General features: G+C 41.3%; 15 protein-coding genes, 1 tRNA gene and 1 riboswitch. Of the genes, 4 read left to right on the forward strand and 12 right to left on the reverse strand.

All coding sequences use genetic code 11. From position 1 onward, the window contains the following. Nucleotides 1-429: tyrosine-type recombinase/integrase (locus VMW39_06765; GenBank protein ID HUW23714.1), on the forward strand; the 429-nt coding region annotated here is incomplete at its 5' end. Between the two features lie 184 nt (nucleotides 430-613). On the opposite strand, the gene VMW39_06770 is transcribed toward VMW39_06765, so the two are convergent. Next, entirely contained in the window at nucleotides 614-964 is a 351-nt protein-coding gene (locus tag VMW39_06770) for a hypothetical protein (GenBank protein HUW23715.1), read from the reverse strand. A 132-nt stretch (nucleotides 965-1,096) separates the two neighbouring features. Between VMW39_06770 and VMW39_06775 the strand changes: the two genes are divergently transcribed. Beyond that, a tRNA-Leu gene (locus VMW39_06775) sits at nucleotides 1,097-1,181 on the forward strand. 34 nt (nucleotides 1,182-1,215) lie between these two features. Continuing rightward, nucleotides 1,216-2,247, forward strand: a complete 1,032-nt coding sequence (locus tag VMW39_06780) for a lysylphosphatidylglycerol synthase transmembrane domain-containing protein (GenBank protein HUW23716.1) — start codon at nucleotides 1,216-1,218, stop codon at nucleotides 2,245-2,247. 32 nt (nucleotides 2,248-2,279) lie between these two features. Here the strand turns inward: VMW39_06780 and VMW39_06785 are convergent, their stop codons facing one another. From VMW39_06785 to glgA, 10 genes are all read right to left on the reverse strand, one after another. Next, on the reverse strand, nucleotides 2,280-3,125 hold the full coding sequence (locus VMW39_06785; GenBank protein ID HUW23717.1) for a M23 family metallopeptidase: 846 nt from the start codon (nucleotides 3,123-3,125) through the stop codon (nucleotides 2,280-2,282). 430 nt (nucleotides 3,126-3,555) lie between these two features. Next, on the reverse strand, nucleotides 3,556-4,908 hold the full coding sequence (locus tag VMW39_06790) for a glutamine synthetase family protein (GenBank protein ID HUW23718.1): 1,353 nt from the start codon (nucleotides 4,906-4,908) through the stop codon (nucleotides 3,556-3,558). Nucleotides 4,909-5,061: 153 nt separating this feature from the next. Beyond that, the gene (locus tag VMW39_06795) at nucleotides 5,062-6,447 is read right to left on the reverse strand and encodes a hypothetical protein (protein ID HUW23719.1); all 1,386 of its coding nucleotides are present in this window, start codon (nucleotides 6,445-6,447) and stop codon (nucleotides 5,062-5,064) included. A 1-nt stretch (nucleotide 6,448) separates the two neighbouring features. Continuing rightward, nucleotides 6,449-7,486: a tRNA (adenosine(37)-N6)-threonylcarbamoyltransferase complex transferase subunit TsaD gene (gene tsaD / locus VMW39_06800; protein ID HUW23720.1), complete on the reverse strand. Its 1,038-nt coding sequence runs from the start codon at nucleotides 7,484-7,486 to the stop codon at nucleotides 6,449-6,451. 184 nt (nucleotides 7,487-7,670) lie between these two features. Further along, nucleotides 7,671-8,804, reverse strand: coding sequence for a divergent polysaccharide deacetylase family protein (locus VMW39_06805; GenBank protein ID HUW23721.1), 1,134 nt, complete (start codon nucleotides 8,802-8,804; stop codon nucleotides 7,671-7,673). Next, the gene (locus VMW39_06810) at nucleotides 8,773-10,101 is read right to left on the reverse strand and encodes a S41 family peptidase (protein HUW23722.1); all 1,329 of its coding nucleotides are present in this window, start codon (nucleotides 10,099-10,101) and stop codon (nucleotides 8,773-8,775) included. Before VMW39_06810 ends, VMW39_06805 begins: the two co-directional genes overlap by 32 nt. A gap of 172 nt (nucleotides 10,102-10,273) precedes the next feature. Next, complete coding sequence (gene csaB, locus VMW39_06815; protein HUW23723.1) at nucleotides 10,274-11,350, reverse strand: polysaccharide pyruvyl transferase CsaB; 1,077 nt, start codon at nucleotides 11,348-11,350, stop codon at nucleotides 10,274-10,276. A 214-nt stretch (nucleotides 11,351-11,564) separates the two neighbouring features. After that, nucleotides 11,565-13,613, reverse strand: a complete 2,049-nt coding sequence (locus VMW39_06820) for a DUF5693 family protein (GenBank protein ID HUW23724.1) — start codon at nucleotides 13,611-13,613, stop codon at nucleotides 11,565-11,567. Between the two features lie 264 nt (nucleotides 13,614-13,877). Beyond that, nucleotides 13,878-14,447 (reverse strand): hypothetical protein, encoded by a 570-nt coding sequence (locus tag VMW39_06825; GenBank protein ID HUW23725.1) that lies wholly within the window; start codon nucleotides 14,445-14,447, stop codon nucleotides 13,878-13,880. A 175-nt stretch (nucleotides 14,448-14,622) separates the two neighbouring features. After that, a riboswitch (cyclic di-GMP riboswitch) is annotated at nucleotides 14,623-14,716 on the reverse strand. A 93-nt stretch (nucleotides 14,717-14,809) separates the two neighbouring features. Next, on the reverse strand, nucleotides 14,810-16,246 hold the full coding sequence (gene glgA, locus VMW39_06830; protein HUW23726.1) for a glycogen synthase GlgA: 1,437 nt from the start codon (nucleotides 16,244-16,246) through the stop codon (nucleotides 14,810-14,812). Between glgA and VMW39_06835 the strand changes: the two genes are divergently transcribed. Then, complete coding sequence (locus tag VMW39_06835) at nucleotides 16,185-16,313, forward strand: hypothetical protein (GenBank protein ID HUW23727.1); 129 nt, start codon at nucleotides 16,185-16,187, stop codon at nucleotides 16,311-16,313. The genes glgA and VMW39_06835 overlap by 62 nt on opposite strands. Before the next feature lie 110 nt (nucleotides 16,314-16,423). Here the strand turns inward: VMW39_06835 and galT are convergent, their stop codons facing one another. Then, entirely contained in the window at nucleotides 16,424-17,425 is a 1,002-nt protein-coding gene (gene galT / locus VMW39_06840; GenBank protein ID HUW23728.1) for a galactose-1-phosphate uridylyltransferase, read from the reverse strand. Nucleotides 17,426-17,460: the final 35 nt, after the last annotated feature.

Here is a 17,460-nt window from a genome sequence, read left to right on the forward strand (position 1 = left end):
AGATTATCTGAAGTATTAACTGCCAAATGGGAAGATATAAACTTGAAGGACAAAATTATCGAAACTAAAACTATTAAGGGTGGAAGATTAAGAACAAGGAGAATACCCCTGAACAGGTGCAGTTATAATATTATAACAGTATCACGCAGGGTCGGAGAGTATATCTTTAGCCCTAAAAAGAAACCAATTACCCGGGATTATGTTACTCATACATTTCTGAAACTGGTTAGGAAAACTGGGATCGCCCCGGCATGCTTCAACGACCTTCGGCATACTTTCGCTTCGCATTTGGGAGAGGCCGGAGCTGATGAGAGGACTATCGCGGAACTTCTCGGCCATACATCTACAAGGACTACTTGGATTTATACCCATTTAGGTAGGGAACATTTGAGGAAAGCAGTAGAGAAGTTAGATTTACCTAAATACTAAATTAGTAGTAATTAGTAATGGATTAGTAGTAATTAGTATTTAACCTTTTAGCATTAGCACAAAATTATCACAATCGCAAATTGCCCTTAATTTTAAAAGGTTTTTCTACAAAAGCCCAAACCTGCCAAGGATGCGTTCTCCCAACTGAACTACGCCCCCAATTATGCTTACTTTATTGAGCTTTCTATTTAAGTTTCTTAATACCCTGGGAAATCTTCTTTTTCAACGAGGAAGAGGCAGTCTTTCTCTTTTTAATCTCTGTATTTATTTTATCTACCTGAGCGCACAGATTAGAAATTTTACTGTTTTTGAGCTTGTTCGTCTTAACCAACTTAAAAGTCTCATTCCCTATTTCCTGGAAAAGTTTTGCCCTTTTACTTTCCAGCCCCATTTCCTCAACCTTTAGTTTACTAATCTTTACACCATAGAGGGCTTCCTGTTGCAAGCCTTTGGCAATTTTCACCGCCTTGGTACTCAGTCCTTTGAGTTGTTTTTCTGCTTTTTCCCATAATTTCTGAGCTTCTGTTTTTTCCATAAAATTTCCTCCCATCAGTTTTTTTCGTATTTTCAATTATACTTAACGGAATGAATAAAGTCAAAACTTTTTTTCGTCTTCCACATTTCTCTTGACAGTAAATGTATTTTAAGTGTAAAATTAATCCACCGTGCCGGAGTGATGAAATTGGTAGACATGTGGGTCTCAAAAACCCATGGGCCTAAAGCTCATGTCGGTTCGAATCCGACCTCCGGCATTTCTTTTAATAAAAAGGTGACAGGTACTTTTTTATGAAAAAATCTAAGTGGCTGATTGTTACTGGAATATTAATCAGCATTTTCTTTCTCTATCTCGCCTTTCGGAAATTTGATGTGGAAGAAAGTAAAAGGGCATTGAAAATGGCTAATTACTACTGGCTATTCCCAGTAGTAATTTCCTATATGTTTGCAATTTGGATTCGGGGAATAAGATGGAAATACCTTCTCTTGCCCATAAAAAAATGCAAAATATTAAACTTAGTCTCAACAATTTTTATTGGCTTTATGGCAAATAATCTTTTGCCACTGAGGGTTGGGGAACTGATCCGTGCCTATGTAAATGGAAAGAAGGAGAATATTAGCAAGAGCTCCTCGCTGGCCACAATCGTCATAGAGAGAGTCTTTGATGGACTCGCCTTGGTCATTCTTTTATTGGTTACATCTCTTTTTCTGGGAAGCGGTTCCTCTCTACAACACTCTTTCCCTCATTGGCTGAAAAAGATGATTTATGTCGCCTGGGCCCTATTCTTAGGTGTGCTAATTCTTCTTTACATAATGATGCGTTCCAAAGAGCTAACTGGCAAAGTCATTAAAAAACTGTTTGGCTTCCTTAAAGAACCTGTTTTGAATAAAATACTTAACTTAACAAACTCCTTTATTAAGGGACTAAATGTGTTGCGTCAACATAAGGAAATACTGATCGTTTCTTCTCTCTCTCTCCTGGTGTGGGCTTTTGAAGGGACAACATTCTATCTGGGAGCAAAAGCACTCAATTTATCCCTATCTTATCCCCAAGCGTACCTTACATTGGTGATAGTAGCGCTGGGCTTAATGGTTCCCTCCTCTCCAGCTTTTGTTGGGGTGTATGAATATTTCTGCATCACTGCTCTTGCCCTTTTTGCAATTGATAAGAGTCTCGCCTTAAGCTATGCCGTGCTTCTACATTTCCTTCAGTTTAGTCTACTGGTAAGCATTGGTCTCTTCTTCTTGTGGAAGGAGAATCTTTCTCTTGGGAAATTGAAAAAGGAGGTTAGCGATTATTCTTCACAAAAAAGAAAACCGTAATTATAATGGCAATTGCAGGCGAATGTTAATCCTCAGTACTCTCTTTTTACCCAGGGGAGAGGGTCAATCGGGACACCATGCACATATAATCCCCAATGGAGATGGGGACCTGTAGCAAGACCTGTGTCTCCCACGCTGCCAATCACTTGTCCCTTAGTAACTTTATCTCCTTTTTTAACAGTAATAGCCTCTAAATGGAGATAGATTGTGGTTATGCCCTGGCCGTGATCAATTGTTACTGTCTTTCCGTGAAGATAGAAACCCTCCTCTGCCAGAATAACCTCACCGCTATTGGCTGCTTGAACCGGGGTGCCCTGAGGAACTCTTATATCGACTCCCTTGTGGCTCCACAGAAAATCTTTGCCGGCTATTCTCTTAACACCATATTTCCCATTAATCTTTCCCTCAACCGGCAGAATGAATTTTCCTTCCCAATGCTGCTTCTTCTTCTCAATTTTTAAGGCAGTAGAAATCAAATCTCTCTCTCGTTTATTCAAAGGTGAAGCAATCAATTTCCTCTTTTCTGCAGTGAAAGTAATATATGATACAGGAAAAACCTTTCTATTAACAGTTAGGAGTTCATACTTTTTCCTTTTCTTTCTTCCCTCCCCCTTTTCTGCAATTAGAACAGCATACCTGCCAGGAACGAAATTGTATGCCAATCCAATCAATGCCCGGAGGGAACCTCCTTTTGTGGGATAGAGATTACGCTCTCTGGCATTAAACCAGCAGGAATATTCGTTCCCTATCTCCACCCCTTTGACCTCTACTGCCAGGGTATCGCCCTGGGTGGGGACAGTAGTGGAAAGATGGATTTCAAAAGCCCACACCCGAAAATTGAGGACAAAAAGAAGTAAGAGTAGAATTACTGATTTCATTGAAAAAATCAATGTCACCCCTTATAGAAGTGTCGCCATGCCTTGAAGCAGAGCTTCGTCCCGATTCATCGGGACAGCTACAACCAAAACATTTAAAAGATAGTTTGTGATATGGAGTCCTTGCGAAAGCAAGGTTCGGTTTATCATCCTCCCTTTCGGAAGGACTCCAGACCTTTCTACTTGGCACGCAAGAAATTCCTCAGCCGAGTGAAGCAAATCCCGAGCTCTCTCATAAAAAATCGCCCCGCCGGAGCGGGGTTAAAGGGATTGTATTATTCATTATGGCGTATGGTGTAAGTTTACTCAAATTGCTTTTACTTTCTTAACTCCAGGAACTTGCTTCTTCAACTCTTGAGCAATACCACGCCCCTCGCAGAGGGGAGAGGTTCACCCACGCTCCTCTCTGAGGAGAGGGGTTCATTTTACCTGATTACAATATGGGGAGATATTTCTGCAGTTCGTAGTCTGTAACCTGAGTGCGATAACGGTCCCACTCAATCTTCTTATTATCGATGAATTTACTGAAGATATGTTCGCCCAGAGTCTTCTTAACAAGCTGGCTCTTTTCAGTAATCTGGATTGCTTCGATCAGACTCCCCGGGAGCACTTTTATCCCCTGAGCCTCTTTCTCCTCGTCACTCAAGAGAAATATATCTTTTTCTATTGGCTCCGGTAATTCATATCCTCTTTCTATCCCTTCCAGACCAGCCGCCAACATTACTGCAAAACCTAAATAGGGATTACAGGCAGGGTCGGGACTCCTCAACTCTGCACGAGTGGATATCTCCTCTCCCGGCTTATACATGGGAATGCGCACCAGTGCTGAACGGTTCCTCTGTCCCCAACAGATATAAACGGGCGCTTCATATCCTGGAACCAACCTCTTATAAGAGTTGACCCACTGGTTGCAAACTGAAGTAATCTCTTGAGCGTGAAAAAGGAGACCGGCAATAAACGCCTTACCCTCTTTGGAAAGATGATACTTATCCCGGGCATCGAACAAAGCATTCTTATTACCTTTGAATAACGATTGATGCGTATGCATCCCCGAACCATTCTGGCCAAAGAGAGGCTTGGGCATAAATGTGGCATAGACACCCCTCCTTAAGGCCACCTCCTTAACAATAACCTTATATGTCTGGACATTGTCCGCCATAGTCAGGGCATCAGCGAAGCGTAAGTCTATCTCATGCTGAGAAGGTGCTACTTCATGATGACTATATTCTACAGGAATCCCCATCTTCTCCAGATAAAGCACGGTCTCTCTCCGTAAATCGTGAGCCATATCCAGAGGCATTAGGTCGAAATAGCCCCCTACATCAAGGACTTCTGTGCCTTTATCACTCTTAAAATAGAAATACTCAACTTCCGGGCCTACATGATAAGTATAGCCCATCTTCTTTGCCTTCTCCAGGTTCTTCTTCAGAATATAACGGGGATCTCCTTCATATGGAGAACCATCGGGATTCAGTATATCACAGAACATTCTACCTACAGCACCTCTGTTCTTTCCTCCTTGAGTTTCTGAGCGTTCTGAAGAAAGCTCTACAGGGAGAATCTGGAATGTTGAGGGGTCGGGCAGAGCTACAAGGTCGCTCTCAAAAATTCTGGCGAAGCCTTCAATTGAAGACCCATCAAAACCCATGCCACCCTCTAAGGCTCTGGATAATTCCCTCTCTGTAATTGCCACACTCTTCAACTGTCCAAGAATGTCTGTAAACCAGAGGCGAATAAACTTGACTCCCTTTTCCTTTACCACCTTCAACACATCTTTTCCAGTCATAATTTCTCTCCTTTAATTTCTATCTTAGGAGTAGCAGAGATTGCTCTGCGTTATTAACGCGAAACAAGTTTCGCTACTCCAAAAGACTGTGGAGTAGCAGACTTCAGTCTGCGTCTTAAGACGTCCCGATAAATCGGGGCTATTCCAATAACGTTAGAAGTGGACCCTACACTCCATGGTCGTTCTTTTAGTCGGCTTACCGTTAGCGTCGAAAGTCTGCCTATGGATAACGACCAAAGTTATATGAGGGTCAACGTGGTATCCCACTTCCATAGTAAGGATACTATTGAGTCCTTTAACCTTAATTAAATCTTCCCACGTGTCTGCATTCCGTTTATCATAAGAAAATAGAAGGCTGAACTTATTCATCAATAGTGAAGGATGAACCATCATAGTAGCCCTGAGGTGGGGATATATATCCGTGGGGTCGTGATTGTAATCTTCGAATGAGGCTGAGAGAGTAATTCTATTTAGAATATTATAAGCAAGTTCAACATAAGGTCCCATCTTTATCGGCTTTCTCGTTGAGGGAATTCCCGATGCTTTGTCCTCTCTTCTATCAACTTCATAATATGAATCGAAATAGGAAGCGATGAAGTTGTTTTCCAGTCTCCTGAATTCTAACCGATAACTTATCCCCACTAATATGCCTCCCATAAAACCCAGGGCCCAACCCTTTCCTCCATCAAGAGAAGGAGGATTATTATATTCTGTATACTTCTTTCCCAGGTTCATCTGGGCAAAATCTATATAGGATAAGATAGAGATAACAGGGTGTTCCAGTAGGGGAAAGTCCAAATCTGCCCCAAAGACTGTAATTTGGTCATCCTCAGTAGACCTCTTGGCGTCGGGGTCCTGATCATTAACGCAGGTGAATCCCACACCAAGCCTGGGCAGAAGGGGAACGTAGGAATTATAGAATGGTCTATAATATACCCGGCCTCCGTAAACCTCTGCCCGGACAATATTGTTGAAGAAAGATTCAAAGCCATGAGTGCCCCGATCGAGGTCCAACTCGAACCCAATCTTTTTTATATCTGGATAACGAAGCATATTGGTATAGTGCGCTATTATCAATCCGTGCCCCAGTGTCACGTCTCCAAATCCGCCCACATAAACATAAACTGGGTCATACTTATGACCATAACGCGCATACCAGACTTTCTCTATAGTTTTACTCCAGGTCCAGTCTTCTTTCCTGAGGTGACTATTTTCATCAAAATAGAACTCCAGGTTCAAACCAAAACCAAATTTCCCAATAGTAAGTTCGGGCTGTAAAGATAATTTATTGTAGATTTTCTGGTCTCCTGTTTCGAGGTCAGTCAATATTATGGTTCCGAAACTTCCATACATATCAAAAGAGGTCTCTGTAGATTCTCCTCCCATTGGTTCTTCCTCGTGGGGAGATATTTCTCGTCCCTCTACCTCCCCATAGGGGGTTTCAATTTCTTCTGCATATATATAAGTCCGTTTAGCGGAAGAGAATATTGCTATTCCCAGCAATGACAACAGAATGGGGAAGATTAATTTTTTCCTCATCTCAATTCCATGACTTGAGTTCTAAATTGGCTTCAGCCTCAAGAGACTTAAATGGCCTAGCCACACTATAATCCATCTTATAATATCCCACACAACCAATCATTACTGCATTATCCGTACACAATGCTGGTGGTGGATAGTAAAGTTCTATTCCGTTTTTTTCTGCCCGATTTTTGAAAACATCACGCAGGTGAGAATTTGAAGCCACTCCTCCTCCCAAAACGAGTTTCTTGGTCCTTTTCTCTTCTATCGCACAAAAAGTATTTTCCACCAGCGCCTTAATGGCAGCTCGCTGGAAGCAAACAGCAATATCGGCAATTGACTGGGACTCTGTTGGCAATTTATGATTTTTGACAAAATTTACCACAGCAGTCTTAAGTCCGCTAAAACTGAAATCTAAAGAGTCGTCTTTCATGTGAGCCAGAGGAAATTTAATAGCTTCAGCGTTTCCTTTTCGGGAAATTTCATCAATTATTGGCCCACCGGGATAGCCCAGATGGAGAAGCTTGGCAACCTTATCAAAAGATTCTCCCACAGCGTCGTCCCTGGTGCGTCCCAACAATTCATATTTTCCGTAATCCTCCACGAAGACTAAATCAGAATGGCCCCCGGATACAACCAGGGCAATAAAAGGAGGCAGGAGCTTCTCAGTTTTAAATTTATTTTCGGGATGTTTTAAAAAATTAGAAAAAATATGTCCTTCTATATGATTAACCCCAATCAAGGGCAACTCAAAAGCATAGGCTATAGCCTTAGCATTAGCCAAACCAATCAATAGTGATGCCACCAAGCCAGGTCCATTGGTAACCGCAATGCCGTCTAACTCCTTAAAAGAGTATCCTGCTTGGGAAAGTGCTTGTTCTATAACGAAATTGATTGTCTCCAGATGTTTACGAGAAGCAAGTTCAGGAACAACTCCCCCATATTTCCTGTGGATATCAATCTGGGAAGAGACCACATTGGACAACATCCTTCGACCATCTTCCACCACGCTGGCAGCCGTCTCATCACAGGAAGTCTCAATACCCAAAACTAACATAAGTTCTCCCTCAATTATTGTAGTTGTCCCGATGAATCGGGACGAAGCTCTACATCAGTGTAGGGGCGACACTCCGTGGTCGCCCGAAGGAGGGACGGCACGGAGTCCGTCCCCTACAGAGGCAGCAAAGCTTACGCTTTGCTGCTACAAAAAGCAAATGTATCTACAGATAAAATTGGGATAGTCACTGTTTCTTTAATAATTCCGATAGACTCACAAATTCAATTCCGTCTTCTTTGAATTTAGGAATGTACTCTGATAAGGCATCAGAAGTAAATTTCCTCTGGACATGACCAATAGCTATCCCTGTGCCAGACTTGAGAACTCTACGACGTAACTTCTCCAGTTGGCGGCAGACAGACTTGTATTCGTCCTTTGTATCCAAAAAAACATGGTTAGAAAGCGCTGGCATTCCCAATTCCCGGGCAACCTCTTCGCCCACTGAGTGCACAGAAGTATTGGAATCGAAGAAGAAGAGCCCTTCTCTTTTCAGAACACTCAGAGCTTCTTTCATCTTTTCACGATTAGCTGTGAAGCGAGAACCCTCATGGTTACTGACACCAGAAACTCCAGGAACAGTTTTAAGGTCTTTCAGGATAGTACTTTCTATTTGAGAAGAGCCCATTGAGACCAATAATGCTCCCAACCCGGGATCGGTCTCGGGATAGCCCTCAGGCTCCATAGGTAGGTGGAGAATTGTCTCATACCCTGAATTCTTAAGTTCCCTGGCAAGGAGAGTAGAATATGGAAGTTGAGGCAGAATGGCGAAGTTCAATGGTATATCCAGACGCAGGAAATTCTTTACCAGGTCTTTTCGTTGGCCGAGGTCATCAATTACAATGCTGACTCTATACTTAGCCAAAGGGTAACGGAGAAGGAGATTTTGCATCACTAATGAACGCTTTCCAATTTTCATACTCAGCAAATCCCCTTTATCGCTTAGTTCTACCTCATAAAGCTCAGCTCTTATCTGCCTCAGGGAATCGGCAAGCGATTTTTGGTAATTTTCCATATCGATTTCCCGGGAAACTCGAACCTCCTTAGTCACCGAGACCCAGGAAACATTGTCTTTCTTCTTTTCTTCTCTATAAATTTTTATTAAATCTTTAGGAGTAACTCCTAATTTTACCAGTTCTTCATTAACTACTGCGTCGATCTGTTGAGAGAAATTTGTATAGTCAACAGGTCTAATTTTAAAATAGTAGTAGAGTGCGCCAGCCAGAGCGAGAGTTATAATTATAAATACAGCTATCTTTTTGCTTTTCTTTTTCTTTCTGGGCACCTTCTTACTTTTCTTTTTCTTTCTCTTTCTGGGCATCTCCTTCTACTCCTTCCAATATTTCTTCGACTCCTCTCTCTATTTCAGAGAACCTCTCCTGGGCCAATAAGATTTCCTTTGCCCGTTCAATTTGTGGATCTTTTATCTTTTCTTTTTCTTCCTCTTTTTTGACTTCCTTGGGCAAACCGTATATTTTCTCTTTCTGCGTCATAAGCTTTGCCATAGTCTCCAGAGGGACTTCCACAACGATATCCGGAATGATTCCGATATCGTGGATTAAACGCCCATTGGGGGTATAATACTTAGCAGTAGTCAATCTCAAACCAGAGCCATCCGATAAAGGCATCAAACTCTGCACAGAAGCCTTGCCGAACGTCTTCTCTCCCAAAATAATGCCTCTCTTCCAATCCTGAACACATCCTGCTACAATCTCTGACCCCGAAGCCGAACCCCTATTCACTAAAATTACCAACGGTAGCTTCTCATGTTTAGCTTTCTTTTCAGCAAAAAATTTAATTACCTGCTCCTCACTACGGCCCTGAGTATAAACAATCAATTTTCCGTCGCCGATAAAATTCCTACAAATCTCTACGGCAGTAGCTAATAATCCTCCGGGATTATACCTCAAATCGAGAATTAAACTCTTCATTCCTTGCTTCCTCAATTTTTTCCAGCCCTTATCAAACTCATTAGGTGTCTCCTTGGAGAATTCAGTCAATTCAATATAACCTATCTTATCAGTGAGCATCTTAGCATCGGGAACGCTTTCTATCTTTATTATCGCTCTGGTTATAGTAAAGTCTATTAAATCTTTTTCTCCCTCTCGAAAAATGGAGATGGTAACTTTTGTCCCCGGCTTTCCCCGCAAAAGATTAACTGCCTCAGAAAGTGTAATATCTTTGGTGTCCTTATCTTCGATTTTCATTATCATATCCCCGGGCAAAATACCTAATTCATAGGCTGGTGTCCTGGGAAGGGGAGTAGCCACAATCAACCTTCCTTCCCGGATAGCAATCCTTATGCCTAATCCTCCGAATTTTCCTTCGGTTTCAGATTTCATCATCTGATGAGCCGTAGGGTCCATAAATTGAGAGAAAGGGTCTAATTTGCTCACTATCCCTTCACAAGCGCCGTAAATCAATTTCTCAGCATCTACAGGTTCCACATAGTTATCCCTGACCAATGTGAACACTTCGCTCAACAATTTTATCTGCTCATAGATCTCGCCTCCCTTTCCTACCACACCTTGAATAGCTTTACTGTTAACTATTACTAAAGAAAATAGCAAAAATAAACCTAATCCTAAACTCCACAAAATTTTCCTTTTCTTAAACATTTCTTTTCCTCCTATTCTTTAAAGATACCAGTTTTATTTCTGTCCTGATTCATCGGGATAGGCACAAATTCAATTTGTGCAAACTTTTATTATACTATACTAAAAATTACCATGTCTGTAAAGGATTATCAATGTGCAATAATTTGCTATCCCTTCAAAATCATACAACATTTTATAATAAGCTCTGCATCATCTCTATATTTTTTCTGGAAGTTTCCCTCAATTTTGCTACTCTGGGAGAGAGTTGTTCAAGGAATTTCCGGCGATTTGCCAAAATTTCGCGCACTTTTCCAGCTATTTCAACAGCGGGAACCGCCATATCTATTGCTTTATAACCTAATAGCTCCAAAAAGCCTTCCACTTTGGGGTCGTAGAGGGGATGAGTCTTGGGTAAAGAGATGGCCACAAAAGGCTTCCCCAAAAGGCACGCTAAAATAATTGAATGGAGCCGCATCCCCAGTATCAAATCTATCTTATTATAAAACTCAAACAGGTCTTCAACGTCCTGCCAGAGAAGTAATTGGTAATTATTCGTTCTGTTTCCTATTATATCTTTACTTATCTTCAAGTCTTCCCATCTATGGAAAGGTATAAAGATAATCTTCGATTCAATCTTTCTTACCAGTTCATCACATATCTCTCTAACCCTCTCTCTAAATCTCTCATTCTTTCCCCATCCCTGGAGACAGACTCCAATAGTGGGTTGCTCATTAATAACTACCTCTTTTGTGAACGCGAATCTGTCCAAATTGAACAGCGGGTCAGGAACAATAGAAACTGAAAGGTTCTCATTCAGTTTTCCCAGTTCAAATTTCGACAATTCGTCCCGAACAGTAATTAAATCCACAAACCCAAGAATTATTCCCGTAACCTTTCTACTAATTCTCCTTCTGATCGGTCCCACACCCTGAGAGATAAGAAAAACCTTCTTGAAAAATAGCTTAGCCAATAGAATCAATCCCAGATAATAATAGATACTCCAGCTACTGGTAAGGTCTTGCAAAAGCCCTCCTCCACCAAAAACAAATAGGTCTGTGCGAAAAATTGCAAGGGCTACCCTTAGAGAGTTCCAGCGATTTATTGCTTTTACTTTGTAGTTTCTGCCAGTTTTGGATGGATTTCTAGAGAGGATAGTAATCTCTATTTTGTTATTGAACCTTTTAAATTCGTTCAGCAAAGAGAAGAGAATCAACTCATCACCACCATTATCGAAACCATAATAGCCAGCCACCAGAATTCTATTTACCATTTTCCAATCACTTCATCCTAACACGTCTATTTGGTCAGGAAAAAGATAGTTTGTGAAGATTTTAGGAATTTTAGCCAAAAAACAAAGACGGCTCCTTCTCTTACAAGCAAATCATTGTCCGATCCCGATTTATCGGGAGAGTTTTGATTTGCGCCCTGCAGAGTCTGAAGTTTTTTGGCGTTAAGAAATTCCTTAGTGATGAACAAACTATCTTTTAATTCCTGATCCTTTCCCCTGTGCTCCTTCGCACAATGCTGACCAATAAGATTCCTATTATTATCCCTAACCAAACGCCATTTATTGTCCTGGTTAAAGAAATAACCAATGGCGTATGGGCATGGCAAAAACTATTTACTATAGAGACCTGTCCGATCAAACCGAAAATAACGAACGATTGCCAGCTCTTTGTTTTTAGTCCTAATTTTTCTTTTTTCCCAGACTTGCCTTTCAAATATAGGTATATTCCCAGAATCATTAGAGGATGTCCAATAAAGAACTCTTTTATTCTCGGTCGAACAATAAGTAATTTTTCAAGAATTTCCCTTGCTCTGCTTTCTATTTCCCAGAGAAACGGTCCGGGATAATTTCCGCTCCTCAGGAGAAGCACAATTGCCCCCAAAGCTAAAATGGAAAAGATTAACAGGTGTCTAAATTCGACTTTTCTGGATAGAAATTCCGATACTTTACCTACATAAAAACGGATTAACCCTTTTTCTTTGAGAGATTGCTCTCCCCATCCAGACAGAAGGAACAACCCCATTATCAACGGGAGGATAAAAGAAGCCTTCACCCCTCGAAACTGGTGAACTTTCAACATAAAGTCTAAACGACTGAGTAAACAAGCAATTAGAAGTCCACCAAAGATAGTAGTAATGGTTACTTTAAGGAAAAGCCAAACGGCTCGTGAGATATTCCCTTCTTTACGAATCCTCATTATTGACGACTCAGGAAGAAGTAATCCAAAAGTTAGCGCTAAAAGAGGGAAAGAGAGAGCGGCAATTAGAGCTACAATCTGAATGAACAGTCTCTCTTGCCAGAAAAAAAGTATTAGTGCCAGAGAAGTAAATAGATAGAAATAGTAAAAACTTAAAGAAACAGATCTATAGAGAGAAATTAACCAGAGGGGAAGTATTAAGATAACTAAAAAAATTGGCAGGCGAATCAAGTTGAGTGAAGCTGGGAGAGGCTTAAATGGTTGCGAGAAACCAATCTTAAAGTTACTTCCTAAAATAGCCGCTTTAATTCCTCTAATGTAATCGAGATGGGATTGAATTTGTAAATTCTCACTACTTCCTGAGACGAAAGGCAAACGAATATAGAGTAGTCTAACATTCCTTTCTTTGACAGCTCTCTGGAAGCGGGTAATCAATCTGGAGACATCCAGCCCACCACTCTGTTTAATAGCAACAACCTCTTCCGGTGAAATAGAGTATACTCTAACTATTTTCTGATATAGGTTTTTGGTTACTTCGCCCAAGCCATCCTGATTCAAGAACTCGACAATACCCAACTTAACCCCTTTTATATCCAATTGTCTCCTCACTGAATTTAAAAAGTCCGGATAACCTAAGATACTATCTCCGGAAAAGATAACTGTCGATATATTTCTCCAATCGCTTACAGTAGAAAAGAGAGTCTGTATGGAAGCTTCACTAATAAAGGGTCCATTCGTGAGAAGTAAAATGCTTTTTAACCCATAACTGGTTATCCTTTCTATTTTTTCTGTTAAAAAACCTATCCCTATCCGGGAAATCTCTCCTTCCTCCATTCCGTAAACACTCAGGACCGTTAGAGGTCTCTCATACGAATCCCCTTCGATTCTGTTAACTTTTTTCTTGCCCAGTTTTTCGACCAGTACTCTCTCTATCTTTTCTCCCAGAGCAAAATCACTGGTTACAATAAAAGTATATTTCTCAATATCCTGTTTGATTAAATCTTTAAGGAAAACAGATTGAACTGGGGCCAAATACTGGGACTTCTTCACCTCCTCTCCGGTTATAAAAGTTAGCCTGCCCTCGGAAGATAGCGTATCCAGAGTCTCCTCTTCGATAACTATTGAATTAATGCCAGCTTCTTTCAACTCCCACAAAAAAGCGTCAATATCATACCCCCATTGGAGGCAGAGCTCGGAAAGTTCACTGTAATCGCAAGCCATCTCCACCCGACGGTTATCAACTTCCACCCGCCAGCGAATTATGGATACCAAAATAGATGAAACTATAGATAGACATAGAACAACAATTAGAACTTTCTTTTTCATCATTTTAAATGAGTAGCGTTCACAATTTTTTTCTCGTCGGAAAATTTTAAATTCTCTTTTCCTTTTTTCTATGTCCAGAGAGAACTTCCTCCTCCTTGTGGGGAGAGGATTAAGGTAAGGGGGACTTTGTAGTTTTTAAATTTTACACCATTTCACTCTAAATTACAATAAAAAAATAGACCTAAGCTTTTCATGCAAAGGTCTATTTTATATAAATCTACAGTATTTTTAAGTTAAGCCTGCAAAGTCAAATTCCGGGATTGAGCCTTATTTCGGAGGTGGTGGACAGAATACACCACACTCTGGCTCATAATACATTATCGCCGCTTCCACTTTCCCTCTGTTAGTATGCTGAATAATCACGTGTGTCTGGTCGAGTCCATCACAGGTAGCCAGTGGGGGAGTGTATCCGCCAGATAGGACGATTTTCTGATTTGGTCCCAGTGAGATGTTCTGCCAGACTTGCTTGCTATCGTCAGGTAACGGTTCACCTTTTCTATAAGTAACATACTGAGGATATGGATGCCAGAACCGGTCACACGTACCCGACTCATAATATTCCTGAATCGCTATTACATCCAGATGCTTGTAAGTGCGACGGCTGTTATTTGTAATATGCACTTCATAAGTCATCGGCAGTCCAATATAATAGCCGGCCAAACCTTCTGGCGTATAAAAATAGGGATCGGTATAGACTACCTTTATGCTAAGATTCTTAAGCTCACCTGCATGCTTGCCATAGTGAACGTCTGCCCCCAATAAAGAATTACTAATAATCATAATAATCATCACTAATCCAAGAAAAATAATCAGAAACCATTTCCTTTTTTCTTCCATTTTATACCCCTTTTCCCACAATATCATAAAAAATGATTTGGAGTAGCACCGCTTGCGGTGCGTCAACGCGAGACAAGTCTCGCTACTCCTAAGAAAAAAGCCGAGTTGCCAGAAGCTTCAAACACTCTAAATTTGTTTTTTCTTCAGCAACTCGGCTTTAAAATGTTCCATCGTCTTCGGCAACCTGACTATCCCACGCCCAGCATTCTGGGTGTGGAACTCTAAGGTTTTGCGTCCCCCTATATCCTAGGGAGTTGCCCTTATCGAACGATAACAATTATCGTTACTAAAATTTTACCACAACTTCTCTAATTTGTCAACCTGTTTTTTTAACCATTAACGTCGAGAACTTTGGGATTTTACTAATTTTCCCCTCTCTTATCCATTGCTCTTTGATATAATTTCAAATATTCCTTCGTAGAGGTAACCCAGGAGAAATTGGCCTCCATCATATTGTTAACCAACCTTTGCCAGGCTTCCTTCTGCCTATAAACAGTTATTGCTCTTTTGAGCGCATTCACCAGGGCAGTAGCCGAATATTCGCTTAGTAGAAAGCCATTTCCTTTACCTGTCTCTGACTCAAATTCTTCAATTGTGTCCGCCAAACCACCTGTGGGATTAACAATAGAAGCAGTGCCATACGCTAAACTGATTAACTGTCCCAACCCGCAGGGCTCATAGCGGGAAGGCATCAAGAACAAGTCACAACCGGCATAGATTCTATGAGCAAGTCGATTATCAAAGGTAATATGAATTGCTGCTTTTCTGGAATACTTCTTGCCAATCCGGGAAAAAAGCTTATGATATTCTTCCTCACCCGTTCCTAAGAGAATAAAGAACAAATCTAAATCCATTATTTCATCAATTGCTTCTCCAATAATATCGAGTCCCTTCTGCTGGGCAAGCCGGGAGACGATTCCCACTAAAGGCCACTCTAAGTCAACTGGCAGGTTATTCTCCTCTAAGAGAGCTCTCTTACATTCCATTTTTTTATCTATCTCCCCTACGGTATAGTTGACAGCAATGAATTGGTCCTTCGCTGGATTCCATTCATCATAGTCAACCCCATTAAGTATCCCGTAGAGATCCTGGCTACGATGGGCAAGGACTCCTTCCAAACCGTATCCAAATTCGGGTGAACACTGAATTTCCTTGCTATAGGCTACGCTTACGGTATTCAATACATCTGCGTAAACCAGTCCTCCCTTGAGAAAGCTAACCTGCCCATGGAATTCCAACTTTTCAGGAGTAAATTCTTCCTCGCCCAAGCCAGCCAAATTTAGAGTCTGTTTAGGAAATGTCCCTTGATAGGCAATGTTATGAATAGTTAAAACTGTTGCCGTTCTCTGAAAGAAAGGGTCATTCTTATATAATGTCTTCAGGTAGACAGGAATTAAACCTGTCTGCCAATCGTTACAGTGAATCACATCGGGTTGAAACCCGATTGCCTTAACCGCTTCCAATAGTGCTCTGGAAAAAAGAATGAACCTTTCTGCGTTATCTTCATAGGCGCCCTCTGAAGTGCCATAGAGTTCTTTCCTCTCAAAGTAAGGTTTATAATCTATAAAATATATGGGTATCCCTTTTCCCAGTTCGCCTTCTAAAATTGAAACTATGGCGACCTCTTTTCCTACAGGAATAGACAGGCTTTTAGTAAGTGTCCTTAATCCAAACTTTTGATTGTCGACAACTTTATATTTTGGCATCACCACTCGCACATCATGACCCTGAGTCTTTATGGCTCTGGGTAAGACCCCGCTTACATCAGCAAGTCCTCCTGTCTTGGCGAAGGGAACCACTTCTGAAGAAGTAAATAGAATTTTCAGTTCAACACCTCCAGGAGTAGCAGAGCTTGCTCTGCGTTAACGCGAAACAAGTTTCGCTACTCCAAATAACTGGAGTAGCACCGCTTGCGGTACGTTTGCTTGCTCTGCGTTAACGCGAAACAAGTTTCGCTACTCCAAGATGTCATTTTCTTAAGCTCCGGCTTCCCTTAAAAATTTAGCTGCTTCTTCTGGGGGAGTGGGATTAATGTAAAAACCCGTGCCCCATTCAAATCCGGCAACTCTGGTCAATACGGGCATAACCTCAATGTGCCAGTGGTAGTAGGGAAGGTGGGACGTGGTGAGCGGAGAGTTATGGAGAATATAATTATATGGAGCATAATTGAGCACTTTGTTCATCCGAGTTAGAATCCCTTTAAGACAGCATGCCAGATGGATTACTTCGTGTTTCTGGATATCTTCAAAAGCCGAGTCGTGTTTCTTGGGAATAATCCAGGTCTCAAAGGGAAATCGGGAAGCATAAGGAGCAAAAACTACGAAGTCTTCATTCTCAGTAATTATTCTCGCCACTGACTTTGTCTCCTGTCTGATAATATCGCAAAAGACACACCTTTCTTTATTCTCGTAATAATTTTGCGCCCCTACCATCTCCTCTTTCACCCTTTTAGGGACTATTGGCAGGGCGATTAGCTGGGAGTGGGAATGGGTCAGGGAAGCTCCAGCAGCCTTTCCCTGGTTTTTAAAGATTAGAATATATTCGAACCTGGCATCTCTCTTCAGATCTACGGTTCTATCTCTATAAGCCCAGATTACATCCTCTACATTTTTTCTTTCCAGTTCGGGAAGAGTCTTATTATGGTCGGTATTTTCAATAATTACTTCATGGGCGCCGATCCCGTTCATTTTGTCATACATTCCTTCACCTGTGCGACTTAAATCTCCTTCCACTTCTAATGCCGGAAATTTGTTGGGAACTACTCTTAACCACCAGCCTCTGGTATCAGGTTTTGTTCCTGGCTCACGATAAGCCATGACCTCGGGGGGAGTCTTTTTTTCATTTCCCACACAGAACGGACAGAGCTTCTCGTCCGACTTCTCCTGGGGCTCCGTTCCAAAATCGGAGGGTCTCTTTGCTCGTTCAGTGGCAATGATAATCCAGCGACCGAGTATGGGATCTTTTCTCAAATCAGGCATATAAACCTCCTTTTATAACTGGAGTCCTTGCGAAA

The sequence above is a fragment of the bacterium genome, from assembly GCA_035530055.1.
In the GTDB taxonomy this organism is placed as follows: domain Bacteria; phylum UBA6262; class WVXT01; order WVXT01; family WVXT01; genus WVXT01.

Bases quoted from the DNA above. Each gene is read 5' to 3' on its own strand.
- tsaD (HUW23720.1), bottom strand. From the start codon at position 7,486: ATGTTAGTTTTGGGTATTGAGACTTCCTGTGATGAGACGGCTGCCAGC.
- VMW39_06835 (HUW23727.1), top strand. From the start codon at position 16,185: ATGGCTCTGGGTAAGACCCCGCTTACATCAGCAAGTCCTCCTGTCTTG.
- galT (HUW23728.1), bottom strand. From the start codon at position 17,425: ATGCCTGATTTGAGAAAAGATCCCATACTCGGTCGCTGGATTATCATT.
- VMW39_06780 (HUW23716.1), top strand. From the start codon at position 1,216: ATGAAAAAATCTAAGTGGCTGATTGTTACTGGAATATTAATCAGCATT.
- VMW39_06820 (HUW23724.1), bottom strand. From the start codon at position 13,613: ATGATGAAAAAGAAAGTTCTAATTGTTGTTCTATGTCTATCTATAGTT.
- VMW39_06790 (HUW23718.1), bottom strand. From the start codon at position 4,908: ATGACTGGAAAAGATGTGTTGAAGGTGGTAAAGGAAAAGGGAGTCAAG.
- csaB (HUW23723.1), bottom strand. From the start codon at position 11,350: ATGGTAAATAGAATTCTGGTGGCTGGCTATTATGGTTTCGATAATGGT.
- VMW39_06810 (HUW23722.1), bottom strand. From the start codon at position 10,101: ATGTTTAAGAAAAGGAAAATTTTGTGGAGTTTAGGATTAGGTTTATTT.
- VMW39_06805 (HUW23721.1), bottom strand. From the start codon at position 8,804: ATGCCCAGAAAGAGAAAGAAAAAGAAAAGTAAGAAGGTGCCCAGAAAG.
- VMW39_06785 (HUW23717.1), bottom strand. From the start codon at position 3,125: ATGAAATCAGTAATTCTACTCTTACTTCTTTTTGTCCTCAATTTTCGG.
- VMW39_06825 (HUW23725.1), bottom strand. From the start codon at position 14,447: ATGGAAGAAAAAAGGAAATGGTTTCTGATTATTTTTCTTGGATTAGTG.
- VMW39_06795 (HUW23719.1), bottom strand. From the start codon at position 6,447: ATGAGGAAAAAATTAATCTTCCCCATTCTGTTGTCATTGCTGGGAATA.
- VMW39_06770 (HUW23715.1), bottom strand. From the start codon at position 964: ATGGAAAAAACAGAAGCTCAGAAATTATGGGAAAAAGCAGAAAAACAA.